The sequence below is a fragment of the Pseudonocardia hierapolitana genome, from assembly GCF_007994075.1.
Classification (GTDB): Bacteria; Actinomycetota; Actinomycetes; order Mycobacteriales; family Pseudonocardiaceae; genus Pseudonocardia; species Pseudonocardia hierapolitana.
Genome location: NZ_VIWU01000001.1, coordinates 3,216,925 through 3,228,702 on the forward strand (window position 1 = coordinate 3,216,925; position 11,778 = coordinate 3,228,702).

Genomic DNA, 11,778 nt, shown 5'->3' on the forward strand with positions numbered 1-11,778 from the left:
GCGTGGAGACCGACGTCTTCCTGGCGGACTGCCCGGCGCGCACCACGCTCGACCTCGTGGCGGGCACGTGGCCCGTCGTCGTGGTGTTCGCGTTGCGGGAGGGCCCGCTGCGGTACGGGGAGCTGCTGGACCGGATCGGCGGGATATCGAAGAAGGTGCTGACGCAGACGCTGCGCCGGCTCGAGGGCAGCGGGCTCGTGCGGCGGCGGGCGATCCGGTCCGCACCGCCCGGCGCCGAGTACTCCCTCACCGACCTCGGCGAGAGCCTGCTCGAGCCGGTCACGGTGCTGGCCAGGTGGGCCGAGCAGCACGCGGAGCAGGTCGCCGCCGTCCGCGACGGCGTGCCGTAGGGCACCGGGGGGTTCCCCACGGAACAGCAGGCTCGTACCCGGCCCCGGACGAACTCCCGGGCCGGGAGGAGTCACGATGAGGATCGGGATCATCGGTGCGGGCCACATGGCAGCCGTGCTGGCTGCGCAGTGGCTGGCCGCCGGGCACGAGGTGATGATCGGCGCCCGCGACGCGGAGCGCGGCAAGGTGCTCGCCGCTCGCCTCGGCCCCGACGTCCCGCACGGCGCGTTGCGCGACGCCGCCGGGTTCGGCGATGCCGCCCTGCTCGCGATCTGGCCGACCGACGTGATCCCCGCGCTGCTCGCCGCCGGGGCCGCGGACGGGTCGCTCGCCGGGCGCACTCTGATCGACTGCAACAACCCGGTGGAGACCGGGAGCTTCACGCTCACCACGGGCGAGGTGTCGCTCGCCGAGCAGATCGCCCGGCTCGCGCCCGGCAGCCGGGTGGTCAAGGCGTTCAACCAGTGCCACGCGGACGTCTGGGCGATGGACCCCCCACGCTTCGACGGGCGGCCGCTGGTCGTCCCGATCGCCGGGGACGACCCCGCCGGGAAGGACCTCGTGGCCGGTCTCGTGCGGGACACGGGGTGCGAGCCGCGCGATGTCGGGCCGCTGCACCGCGCCAGGCACCTCGAGGCGATGGCCGCGATCGTGATCGGTTTCTTGTTCGGCGGCGCGCCCACCGACACCGTGTTCAACCTCGTCACCGCCGATACTCCGGATCATGACGGGATCCGAACCGCGACCGCACGACTGGTCGATCGACGAGCGTGAGTACGCGCGGCACGAGGCCCGGCGCGGCCGGCGGTACGCCTACGAGGAGCTCGATCCGGTGCGCACCGCTCTCGTCGTCGTGGACATGGTGCCGTTCTTCACCGCCGCCCGCGGCGTCGTGCCGAACGTGAACGCACTGGCCGCTGCGCTGCGGGAGGCAGGCGGCACCGTGGCGTGGGTCCTCCCCGAGGTCGGTCCACCGTCGGACTGGGCCACCGGCTTCTACGGGTCCGCCGTCGCCACGGTGTACGCCGCGGCCGGCGGCACCGGTTCCCTTCCCGAGCGGCTGATCCCCGAGCTCGACGCGCGGGCGCACGACGTGTGGGCCGAGAAGTCGGCGGCCAGCGCGTTCTTCCCGGGCCGGTCGACGCTCCCCGCGTCGCTCGCGGAGCGGAACGTCGACACGGTGCTGATCACCGGCACCGTCACGAGCGTGTGCTGCGAGTCGACCGCGCGCGACGCCGCCACGCTCGGCTACCGCGTCGTGTTCGTGGCCGACGGCACGGCCGACGGGTGGGACAGGGTCCAGAATGCGACGCTGCGGACCATCTACCGCAGCTTCGGCGACGTGCGTCCCACGTCCGACGTGCTGGAGTTGATCTCACGGCGGTCGTGAGACCCGCATCGAACAATCCGGCGGTGGCGTGCGTGGACCCTTCATGCGCAGGCTCGAGACCGAGGTGCTGGTCGTCGGCGGCGGTCCGGTCGGCCTGACGCTGGCGATGGACCTGGCTCGGCGCGGTGTCGATGTGACCGTTGCGGAGGTGCGGCGCCGGGGCGAACCGCCGAGCGTGAAGTGCAACCACGTGTCGGCCCGCTCGATGGAGATCTTCCGCCGGCTCGGGGTGGCAGGGGCGGTGCGCGACGCCGGCCTGCCGCCGGACTACCCGAACGACGTCGTCTTCCGGACCACGGCGACCGGGATCGAGCTCGCGCGCATCCCCATTCCCAGCCGAGCGGAACGCTTCACGGCCACCGGCGGACCGGACACGTGGTGGCCGACGCCGGAGCCGCCGCACCGCATCAACCAGATCTACCTGGAGCCGATCCTCCACGAGCACGCCGTCGCCGCACCGGGCCTGGTCGCGCTGAACCGGACGAGGGTGTCAGGCTTCACCCAGTCCGATCGCGCAGTGGTCGCCCGGGCCGAGGACCTGGACACCGGGGAACACGTCGAGATCACCTGCGCCTACCTCGTCGGATGTGACGGTGGCCGATCAGGGGTCCGGCGTCGGATCGGCGCCCGGCTGCACGGCGACCCGGTCGTGCAGCGCGTGCAGTCCACCGTGGTCCGCGCGCCCGGCCTGCTGAAGCTGATGCCCGCCCCGGCCTGGGCGAACTTCTCGCTGAACCCTCGGCGCACCGGCAACATGTACGCGATCGACGGCCGCGAGACGTGGCTGATCCACAACTACCTGACGCCGAGCGAGACCGACTTCGATGCCGTGGACCGCGACGCCTGCATCCGCCTGATCCTCGGCGTGGGATCCACCTTCGAGTACGAGGTAACCGGCACCGAGGACTGGATCGGCCGCAGGCTCGTGGCCGACCGCCTGCGCGAGGGCAAGGTGTTCCTCTGCGGCGACGCCGCGCACATCTGGGTACCGATGGCGGGTTATGGCATGAACGCCGGTATCGCGGACGCGACGAACCTGTCCTGGCTGCTCGCCGCCGTGCTCGGCGGGTGGGCACCGGAATCGATCCTGGACGCCTACGAGGCCGAACGGCTCCCGATCACCGATCAGGTCTCCCGCTTCGCCATGGACCACGCCATCGCGCTGAGCGCGCAGCGCGACGCCGTGCCCGACGACATCGAGGCGCCCGGCCGGGCAGGGGATCTCGTCCGCGCGCAGGTCGGCACCGCCGCCTACGCCCTGAACGTGAACCAGTACTGCTGCGGCGGGCTGAACTTCGGCTATTTCTACGACGACTCGCCGATCATCGCCTACGGCGGTGCGGCGGCACCGGCATACACGATGTCCGGCTTCACCCCCTCGACGGTGCCGGGCTGCCGGCTGCCGCATCTGTGGCTGCCCGACGGACGGTCGCTCTTCGACGCGCTGGGGCCGTACTACACACTCCTGCGCCGCAACCGGTCGGTCGAGGTGGGTCACCTGGTCGCGGCCGCGTCGATGCGGGGCGTACCGCTGGCCGTCCTCGATCTGGACGCGGAGGCGAGCGAGGAGCTGGCCCCCCGAGCGCTCGTCCTGGCCCGCCCCGACCAGCACGTGGCCTGGCGCGGCGATCGCGTACCCGCCGAGCCGCTGCGACTGGTGGACCTGATACGAGGCGCATCCCTCTGAACAGGTGATTTCACGAACGCGGCGGTAGCACCGATACCCCGTCGGCCACGGTGCGTGCAGTGCGGCAGACCCATGCCGCGTCAGGAGGGCATCGTGATCCAGACCTCGACCCCCGCACTGCACGCCGCGCGCGACACGCTCCCGGTCGCGCTGAGCGTCGCGCCGTTCGGGCTCGTCATCGGGGCGACCGCCACCCAGCTCGGGGTGCCACCCCTCGCCGACGCGGCCGCGGCGGCCACCGTTTTCGCCGGCGCCGCGCACTTCGCGCCGCTGACGATGTTCGCCGCCGGCGCGGGCGTGCTCGCCGCGCTCGGCACCGCGGTGCTGATCAACGCCCGTCTGCTGCTGTACAGCGCGGCGCTGGAACCGCGGTTCCGCGATCAGCCGCGCTGGTTCCGATGGTGCGGCCCGGCCCTGCTGATCGACCAGACCTACCTCATGGTGCTCGGCCGGGACGACCTCGACGAGCCGTCGCGGTTCCGCCGGTACTGGCTCGTCGCGGGCGGGTTGCTGATGGCCTCATGGGTCGCCATGGTCGGGCTCGGCGGTGTGCTCGGCCCCTTGCTCCCGGCCGGGTCCCCGCTGGACGCCGCCGCCGTCGTGGTCCTCGCAGGGATGCTCGGGCCCCGGCTGGCCGCGGTGCGTCCCGCCCTGATCGCGCTCACGGCGCTGCTCGTCGCCGCCGCGGGAGCGCCCCTGCCCGGCGGGGTCGGGCTGGTCGCCGGGATCGTCGCCGGGATCGCGGCCGGCGCCCTGCTCGACCGGATGCCGTCATGAGCGCCGCCACGATCGTCGCGACGCTGTTCGCGGCCGGTGCCGTGTCCTGGGTCCTCCGGGTCACCCCGATCGCCCTGCTTCCCACCGCACGGCTCCCGGCCCCGGCGCGGCGGCTGCTCGACCACGCGGCACCGGCCGCCATCGCGGCGATGGTCGGTGCGGGGATTGCGGGCGGGTCCGCCCTGCCCGACCTCGGGCCCCGGCTTCCAGTGCTGCTCGGCGCGGTCGTGGCCGCGGTGATCGCATGGCGGAGGCGTGGTCTCGTCCTTCCGGTCGTCGCCGGGCTGGCGGTGGCCGTCGCGCTCACCGTCCTGTGAGCGCCCCACCGTCGGCGCGCTGACACGGGTCGCTGACACGGGTCTGTGAGCGGCCTGACAGCGCGGTGCAAGGGGCCGGGTGCACCGTTTTTCGGGACGAAAGCGAACCCCGAGGCCCCCACCGGCGTCCTCATAGCGGAGGTAACCATGTCCACCACGACACCGACACTGACCGGACGCGACCGGGCGCTGCTGCGCGCGGTCGCCGCCGGCCGCTGTGACATCGCCCCGACGGGCATCCCGGACCTGCGCGTCGACGGCCGGTGGTTCTGCGACCAGCCGCGGGCACACGTCCTTCTCGAGGCCGGGCTGTTGGCTCGCGCCGGATCCGGTGCCCGCGGGACACCGGCCACCGCCCTGCTCACCGGCGCCGGCCGGGCCGCACTCGACGGCGCGTACGACCACGCTGCCGCCTGACGGGCCTGGTCCCGCAGGCCGCTCGGGCGCAGACTGTGCCCGGCGGTGGCGCGTGCGATGACGGTGGAGTTCCGGCTGCTCGGCGACGTCGAGGCGTGTCTCGACGGGCGCCCGCTCGAGACCGGCCACACGCGGCAACGCACCGTGCTCGCCGCCCTGCTGGTCGACGTCGGCAGGCCCGTCCCGACCGACCAGCTCATCGGCCGGGTGTGGGCGGACCGGCCGCCGTACCGGGCCCGCAACGCCCTGTCGGCCTACGTGTCCCGGCTGCGCGGCGTGCTCACCGGCGTCGACGGGGTGCGCATCACCCGCGGACCGGGCGGCTACCTGCTCGCGACCGACCCGCTCACCGTGGATCTGCACCTGTTCCGGCACCTGGTCTCCCGCGCGCGGGAGACCGATCGGCCGGCCGAGGCGGCCGCACTCCTCACCCAGGCCCTCGACCTGTGGCAGGGCGCCCCGTTCCCGACCGTCGACGTGCCCTGGTTCGCCGACCTGCGGACCGCGCTGGAGGCCGAGCGGCTCGCCGCCGTGCTCGACCGGAACGACGCGGCCCTCGGCGCAGGCCGCCACGCCGAGCTCCTCGGCGAGATCGCAGCCGCGTCCGCCGCACACCCGCTCGACGAGCGCCTGTCCGGGCAGCTCATGCTCGCCCAGTACCGCAGCGGCCGGCAGTCCGACGCGCTCTCGACCTACCAGCGGATCCGTCGCCGCCTCGTCGACGAGCTGGGCAGCGAACCGGGCCCGGAGCTGCGCAGGGTGCACCAGCAGATCCTCGACGCCGACCCCGGTGCCCCGACCGTGCGCCGCGGCACCGCGCGGTCGCGCGGCAACCTGGAGCGGCGCCCGACCCGCTTCCTCGGCCGGGACGACGACGTCCGGCAGGTCGCGGACGCCGTGCGGGACGGCCCGTTGGTCACGCTCACCGGCGTCGGCGGCGTCGGCAAGACCAGGCTCGCCGTCGAGACCGCCCGCCACGTCGGTGCGCGCTTCCCCGACGGCGTGTGGCTGTGCGAGCTCGCCCCGCTGTCCGACGGCGCCGCGGTGGGCCACGCCGTGGCCGGCGCGCTCGGCGTGCAGCAACAACAGGGGCTCGGCATCGAGCAGACGCTCACCGACTACCTCGACGGGCGCGACCTGCTGCTCGTGGTGGACAACTGCGAGCACGTCCTGGACGCGGCGGCCCGGGTCGTCGACCGGGTCGTGCGGCACTGCCCGTCGGTGGTGGTGCTCGCCACGAGCCGGGAGCCGCTCGGTGTCGAGGGCGAACGGGTGCTCCCGGTGCATCCGCTGCGCGATGCCGACGCCGCGGCGCTGTTCACCGACCGCGCGAGGGCGCACCGCCCGGAGTTCGCCCTCGATCCCGACGTCGAGGACGCGGTGGGCGAGATCTGCCGGCGGCTCGACGGGCTGCCGCTCGGCATCGAGCTCGCAGCCGCCCGGATCCGCGCGATGTCGGCGACGGAGCTCGCGCACCGGCTCGACAGCTCGCGGCTGCTGCACGCCACGCGCGGTGCGGACCCGCGGCACCAGAGCCTCGTGGCCGCCATCGACTGGTCCTACCGCCTGCTCTCCGAGCCGGAACGGACGCTGTTCACCCGGCTGTCGCTGTTCGCGGGCGGGTTCGACCTCGACGCCGCGCACGGCGTCTGCGCCGACCAGGGGCGCACCGAGGAGGACACGCTCGACCTGCTGGTCGGGCTCGTCGACAAGTCCATGGTCATCGCACGGGGCGGGCCGGGCCGCTCCCGCTACCTCGTCCTCGAGACGCTGCGCGCGTACGGGCGCGAGCACCTCGACCGGGCCGGCCTGACCGACCACCTCGCCCGCAGGCACGCCGCTCACTTCGCGGCGCTCGCCGAACGGGGCGCCCGGGCCGTACAGGGTGCCGACGAGCGGATCTGGGTGGAACGGGTGCTCCCCGACTTCGACAACCTGCGCGCCGCGTTCGAGCGCGCCGTCGCTGACCGGGACGCCGACCTCGCACTGCGGCTGGTCACCTCGCTTCCCGAGCTCGCCCACCTGCGAGTCGGCTACGAGTCGGCGCACTGGGCCGAACGGGCGCTCGAACTCGCGGATCCCGGGCACCCGCTGTTCGCCGCGGCGGTCGGCGCGGCCGCGCGCGGGGTGTGGAACCGCGGCGACTTCGTGCGCGCACGGTCGCTCGCCGCCCGCGCGGAGGGGCGGGTGCCGGCACGCGGCACCGGGCGGGTCGCCTATCCCGGCGACGTCCTCGCCGATGTGGCCCTGTACGAGGGCGATCCCGCCTCGGCCCTGCGGCACTACCGCGGCGAGGTGGAGCGGGCCCGCCGCGACGAGGACCCGATCCGGCTGGTCTGGACCCTCTACTACGTCGCGGTGTGCCACGCCGTCCTGCGCGCCCCGGAGGACGGGTTGCCCGCCGCGGAGGAAGCGGTGCGGGTGGCGGACCCGACCGCCAACCCGACCGCGCGGTCGATGGCCCGGTACGCGCTCGGCCTGGTGCTCAAGAAGTCCGACCCGAACCGCGCGCTCGCGCTGTTCGACGAGGCGGGCCGCCTCGCCGCGTCGGTGCGCAACTTCTGGTGGCACGGCATCGCGCTGATGGAGAGCGCCGCCACCCGGGCCGTGCACGCCGATGCGGCGCGGGCGTGCCGCGACTTCCTCGACGTCCTCGACCACTGGGAGCGGGTCGGCGACTGGAGCCAGCAGTGGATCGCCCTGCGGTACGTGGCGCGCCTGCTGGCGCGCGGCGGCGCCGCGGAGGACGCCGTCGCGCTGCACGCCGCGCTCGTCGCAGCGGGCAAGCCGTCCCCGCTCGACGCGGCCCGCCTGGCCGACCTCGCCCGTGCTGTCGGCGACGAGCGGTACGCGGACGCGACGGCGATCGGGTCCCGGCTCTCCGGATCGGCGGTCGTGGCACACGCGCGCGCAGCGCTCGCCCACCACGGCTGACCAGCGCATTTCACGTCCGTCGAAACAACGCCGATGCGACGGCGCCCAGGCTTGCAGCTCCCTGGAACCCAGCTTTGTGAGGACAATATGACCAGGACCGTTCAGGACGCCGACCGCGAGCTCAAGGCCAAGCACCGGGCACTGTGGGCGTCGGGCGACTACCCCGCCGTTGCGGCGCAGCTCATCCCCGAGCTCGGTCCCGCGCTGGTCGAGGCCACCGGCGTACGGGCGGGCCAGCGAGTGCTCGACGTCGGTGCGGGCTCCGGCAACGCGGCCATCCCGGCCGCCGCCACGGGCGCCGACGTCACCGCGTCGGATCTGACACCCGAGCTCTTCGCCGCAGGCAGGCGGATCGCCGCCGAGCGGGGCGTCGACCTGACGTGGACCGAGGCCGACGCGGAGGCCCTGCCCTTCCCCGACGACACGTTCGACGTCGTCATGTCCTGCGTCGGGGCCATGTTCGCGCCGCGGCACCAGACGGTCGCCGACGAGCTGGTCCGGGTGACGCGCCCCGGCGGGACCATCGGCATGATCAACTGGACGCCGCAGGGGTTCATCGGCAACCTCTTCGCGACGATGGGGCCGTACGCGCCGCCACCGCCGCCCGGCGCGACCCCGCCACCGCGATGGGGCGACGAGGAGCACGTCCGCGCGCTGTTCGGCGACCGGGTCACCCCGCTCGAGATGCGGCGCCGGACCGTCCGCCTGGACCACCTCACCGATCCGACCGAGTTCCGCGAGTACTGGAAGCGCACCTACGGGCCGACGATCGCCGTGTACAAGTACAACGCCGACCGACCGGAGCGGATCGCCGACCTCGACCGCGAGTTCCTCGAATTCCTCACCACCTGGAGCACCGGCGCCGGATGGGAGGCCGAGTACCTGCTCGTCACCGCCCGGAAGCCGTGAGATGACGACGACGGCAACCTCGCCGCTCGCCGCCCTCGGGCTACTCGTCCCGCGCATCGAGCAGACCAGGGCGGCGAGTGCCGCGCAGCGGCGGCTTCCCGACGAGCTCGCCCGAGCCATGGCCGAGGCCGGGCTGTTCAACCTGCTCGTCCCGCGCGCGCTCGGCGGGCTCGAGCTCGACCCCCTCACGGCCGCCGACGTGGTCGAGGCCGCGTCCCGGGTCGACGGCTCGGCCGGATGGGCCGTCATGATCGGCGCCCAGTCCGCGTGGTTCGCCGCGTTCCTGCCGCCGCCGGTCGCGGAGCAGGTCGTCGGCCGGCCGGCGGCGACACTGGCCGGCGTGCTGCGCCCGGGCGGCCGCGCCGTTCGGATCGACGGCGGCTACCGGGTGAGCGGGAAGTGGAGCTTCGCGAGCGGCTGCACGTACGCCGATCACCTGTACGGGACGTGCGTGATCGAGCGGCCCCGCGCCCTGCGGCTGGTCTACGTGCCCGCCACGGCGGCGACGGTGATCGACACGTGGCGCTCCGTCGGGCTGCGTGCCACGGGCAGCCACGACTTCACGCTCCAGGACGTCACCGTTGCCGATGACTGGACGCTGCCGATGCCGGCGCTGGGCACGGCGCCGCACGACGGGCCGCTGTACCGCGACGGCTACCAGAACCTCGCCTTCGTCCTGCAGGCCGCGCAGGCGCTCGGAGTGGCCCGTGGCGCGCTCGTCGCGTTCACCGAGCTCGCGGCGGACACGACGCGCTGGCTGAGCGGGGCGGCGCTGCGGGACCGGCCGATGGTGCAGATCACGACGGCGCGAGCCGAGGCCAAGGTCGCCTCGGCCCGGGCATGGCTGCGGGAGACGGTCGCGGACGTGTGGGCCACCATCCTGGCCGGCGACCCGCCCGACCCGCAGCAGCGGATCCGGGTGCGCCTCGCGATCACGCACGGGATCTCGGCCGCGGTGGGAGCGACCGACGTCCTGCAGCAGGTCGCGGGCGCGGTCGCGGTGCCGGAGGACCACCCGCTGCAACGGCGGTTCCAGGACCTGCGCACCGCCGCAGCACACGTCCAGGCCGCGCCGAGCATCTTCGAGCTGACCGGCGGGCTCCTCCTCGGCGCCGACGTCCCGCCGTCCGCGCTCCTGTGAGCCGGAGATCTCCGTCTCACGAACTGGGACTTCCTTCGATATGACCGGACATTGTGGTGCACACTTGCCGTGATGAGCAGTCCGGTGGCGTCCCGTCGCTTCCCGCGCTGGGTGTTCGGCGAGGGCAGCGAACCCGATCCGAGGTTCACGCTCGCCAACGAGCGCACGTTCCTCGCCTGGATCCGCACCGCGCTCGCCCTGCTCGCCTGCGGCATCGCGCTCGAGGCCGTCGCCCCACCGATGCAACCGCAGCTCCGGCTCGCGGCGTCCGTGCTGCTGATCGTCCTGGGCCTGCTGACGCCGGTGCAGGCGTGGTTCGCCTGGAGCCGCGACGAGCGCGCGATGCGGAACGGCAGGCCGCTGAGCGCGCCATCGCTGATGGTCCCCCTGACCGTCGGGACGGCGATCACGGGCCTGCTCCTCCTGGCAGCGCTGCTGCTGCGATGACAGACGGCGGCCGGATCTTCGATCCAGGACTGCAGCCGGAGCGCACCGCGCTGGCGTGGCGGCGCACCGGCCTGGCCGTGGCCGTCGGGGCGATCGCCGGCACTCGCGTGCTCTTCCCGACGCTCGGCGCGGGAGCCGTGGTGGTCGGGCTGCTCGGGCTGGGCCTCGCCGCGCTGCTCGTCATCGGGTCGACGCGGCGAGCGCGCCGGGCACAGGCCTGCCTGCTCGAGGAGGGCAACCTGGTCTCCGGTCCGGGCGGGCGCCTGATCGCGGCGGTCTGCATCGCCTGCACGTCCGTCGGCGTCGCGGCGCTCGCTGTGGTGGTGGGTGCCCACCTATAGCGCGGCGGCGTACTCCTCCAGCTCGGCGAGGTAGCGGGCACGCTGCTCGTCCGGCAGCCAGGCGATCTCGAACGCGTTGCGTTCCAGCTGCACCAGCTCGGCCGGGCTGAGGTCGACGGCCCTCGCGAGGGCGAGCAGGTTCTCCGCCACGTAGCCGCCGAAGTAGGCCGGGTCGTCGGAGTTGACCGTGACGCGGACACCCTCGCGCAGCAGCCCGGCGATCACCGGCGCCTTCATGTCGCCGGTGACGAACCCGTTGGAGATCGGGCAGCAGGTGAGCCCGGTGCCGCGCTCACGCACGACCTGCAGCAGCCGCGGGTCCTCCACGACGTTCGTGCCGTGGTCGAGGCGCTCGACCCGGATGTCCTCGAGCGCCTGCCGGATGTGCTCGGTGGTGTTCTCCTGGTCGATGTCGCAGTGCATCGTCAGATGCAGCCCCTCGTCCCGGGCCTTGGCGAAGACCTCCGCGAACTTGGCGGGCGGGTTGCCCCGCTCGTCGGAGTCGAGACCGAGGCCGACGATCAGATCCTTGAACGGCAGCGCCGCGTCCAGCGCCTCCATCGCGTTGGCGGCGGGCAGGTCCCGGACGATGCACATGATCAGGGCGCCGGCCACGCCGAGGTCGCGCTCGACGTCCTGCAGAGCGCGGTGGTAGCCGCGGACCACGGCCTCGAACGACACCCCGCGCCCCATGTGCACCTGCGGATCGAAGAACACCTCCGCATAGCGGACGTTCTGCGACGCCGCCCGCACGAGGTAGGCGTGCGCGAGGTCGTAGAAGTCCTGCTCGGTCACGAGCACGTCCATCGCCGGGTAGTAGACGGCGAGGAACGAGGCCAGCGAGTCGAACCGGTAGGTGGCCCGGACCTCCTCGACCGTGCTCTGCCCGATGTCCACCCCGTTGCGCTCGGCGAGGGCGAGCTTCAGCTCCGGCTCCAGGGTGCCCTCCAGGTGCACGTGCAGCTCGCACTTGGGCAGGCCGGCCACGAACTCGCTGAGTTCCACGTCCATGCACGCATCGTGCTCCACCGGTCGATCTGCGGTAAGCCTCGATCGAGCGGTCCGGC

13 protein-coding genes are annotated in these 11,778 nt (G+C 73.7%); 12 read left to right on the forward strand and 1 reads right to left on the reverse strand.

Going from position 1 to position 11,778, the window contains the following annotated elements; genetic code table 11:
• The first annotated feature begins 2 nt into the window (after positions 1-2).
• The 12 genes from FHX44_RS15455 (at position 3) to FHX44_RS42790 (ending at position 10,711) form a co-directional block, all read left to right on the forward strand.
• On the forward strand, positions 3-350 hold the full coding sequence (locus FHX44_RS15455) for a winged helix-turn-helix transcriptional regulator (protein ID WP_147256441.1): 348 nt from the start codon (positions 3-5) through the stop codon (positions 348-350).
• A gap of 76 nt (positions 351-426) precedes the next feature.
• Complete coding sequence (locus FHX44_RS15460) at positions 427-1,125, forward strand: NADPH-dependent F420 reductase (protein WP_147256442.1); 699 nt, start codon at positions 427-429, stop codon at positions 1,123-1,125.
• Positions 1,076-1,741: a cysteine hydrolase family protein gene (locus FHX44_RS15465; RefSeq protein WP_147256443.1), complete on the forward strand. Its 666-nt coding sequence runs from the start codon at positions 1,076-1,078 to the stop codon at positions 1,739-1,741. The genes FHX44_RS15460 and FHX44_RS15465 overlap by 50 nt, the downstream gene beginning before the upstream one ends.
• A gap of 43 nt (positions 1,742-1,784) precedes the next feature.
• Positions 1,785-3,428, forward strand: a complete 1,644-nt coding sequence (locus tag FHX44_RS15470; protein ID WP_147256444.1) for an FAD-dependent oxidoreductase — start codon at positions 1,785-1,787, stop codon at positions 3,426-3,428.
• Positions 3,429-3,521: 93 nt separating this feature from the next.
• On the forward strand, positions 3,522-4,205 hold the full coding sequence (locus tag FHX44_RS15475) for an AzlC family ABC transporter permease (protein WP_170308919.1): 684 nt from the start codon (positions 3,522-3,524) through the stop codon (positions 4,203-4,205).
• The gene (locus tag FHX44_RS42160) at positions 4,202-4,522 is read left to right on the forward strand and encodes an AzlD domain-containing protein (RefSeq protein WP_170308920.1); all 321 of its coding nucleotides are present in this window, start codon (positions 4,202-4,204) and stop codon (positions 4,520-4,522) included. The genes FHX44_RS15475 and FHX44_RS42160 overlap by 4 nt, the downstream gene beginning before the upstream one ends.
• Positions 4,523-4,669: 147 nt before the next feature.
• Complete coding sequence (locus FHX44_RS15485; protein ID WP_147256446.1) at positions 4,670-4,939, forward strand: hypothetical protein; 270 nt, start codon at positions 4,670-4,672, stop codon at positions 4,937-4,939.
• 45 nt (positions 4,940-4,984) lie between these two features.
• Positions 4,985-7,873, forward strand: coding sequence for an AfsR/SARP family transcriptional regulator (locus FHX44_RS15490; RefSeq protein ID WP_212612492.1), 2,889 nt, complete (start codon positions 4,985-4,987; stop codon positions 7,871-7,873).
• 87 nt (positions 7,874-7,960) lie between these two features.
• A complete protein-coding gene (locus tag FHX44_RS15495; RefSeq protein WP_147256447.1) occupies positions 7,961-8,782 on the forward strand; it encodes a class I SAM-dependent methyltransferase in 822 nt (273 codons plus the stop codon).
• A gap of 1 nt (position 8,783) precedes the next feature.
• Positions 8,784-9,923 (forward strand): acyl-CoA dehydrogenase family protein, encoded by a 1,140-nt coding sequence (locus FHX44_RS15500; protein ID WP_147256448.1) that lies wholly within the window; start codon positions 8,784-8,786, stop codon positions 9,921-9,923.
• 72 nt (positions 9,924-9,995) lie between these two features.
• On the forward strand, positions 9,996-10,370 hold the full coding sequence (locus tag FHX44_RS15505; RefSeq protein WP_147256449.1) for a YidH family protein: 375 nt from the start codon (positions 9,996-9,998) through the stop codon (positions 10,368-10,370).
• On the forward strand, positions 10,367-10,711 hold the full coding sequence (locus tag FHX44_RS42790; protein WP_212612493.1) for a DUF202 domain-containing protein: 345 nt from the start codon (positions 10,367-10,369) through the stop codon (positions 10,709-10,711). The genes FHX44_RS15505 and FHX44_RS42790 overlap by 4 nt, the downstream gene beginning before the upstream one ends.
• Here FHX44_RS42790 and add read toward each other — a convergent pair.
• Positions 10,706-11,722 carry an adenosine deaminase gene (add, locus tag FHX44_RS15515; RefSeq protein WP_147256450.1) on the reverse strand — a complete coding sequence of 339 codons (1,017 nt, stop codon included), beginning with the start codon at positions 11,720-11,722 and terminating at the stop codon, positions 10,706-10,708. The two genes, FHX44_RS42790 and add, sit on opposite strands and share 6 nt — an antisense overlap.
• Positions 11,723-11,778 lie beyond the last annotated feature (56 nt).

Bases quoted from the DNA above. Each gene is read 5' to 3' on its own strand.
- FHX44_RS15460 (WP_147256442.1), top strand. From the start codon at position 427: ATGAGGATCGGGATCATCGGTGCGGGCCACATGGCAGCCGTGCTGGCT.
- FHX44_RS42160 (WP_170308920.1), top strand. From the start codon at position 4,202: ATGAGCGCCGCCACGATCGTCGCGACGCTGTTCGCGGCCGGTGCCGTG.
- FHX44_RS15465 (WP_147256443.1), top strand. From the start codon at position 1,076: ATGACGGGATCCGAACCGCGACCGCACGACTGGTCGATCGACGAGCGT.
- add (WP_147256450.1), bottom strand. From the start codon at position 11,722: ATGGACGTGGAACTCAGCGAGTTCGTGGCCGGCCTGCCCAAGTGCGAG.
- FHX44_RS15500 (WP_147256448.1), top strand. From the start codon at position 8,784: ATGACGACGACGGCAACCTCGCCGCTCGCCGCCCTCGGGCTACTCGTC.
- FHX44_RS15485 (WP_147256446.1), top strand. From the start codon at position 4,670: ATGTCCACCACGACACCGACACTGACCGGACGCGACCGGGCGCTGCTG.
- FHX44_RS15470 (WP_147256444.1), top strand. From the start codon at position 1,785: ATGCGCAGGCTCGAGACCGAGGTGCTGGTCGTCGGCGGCGGTCCGGTC.
- FHX44_RS15495 (WP_147256447.1), top strand. From the start codon at position 7,961: ATGACCAGGACCGTTCAGGACGCCGACCGCGAGCTCAAGGCCAAGCAC.
- FHX44_RS42790 (WP_212612493.1), top strand. From the start codon at position 10,367: ATGACAGACGGCGGCCGGATCTTCGATCCAGGACTGCAGCCGGAGCGC.
- FHX44_RS15505 (WP_147256449.1), top strand. From the start codon at position 9,996: ATGAGCAGTCCGGTGGCGTCCCGTCGCTTCCCGCGCTGGGTGTTCGGC.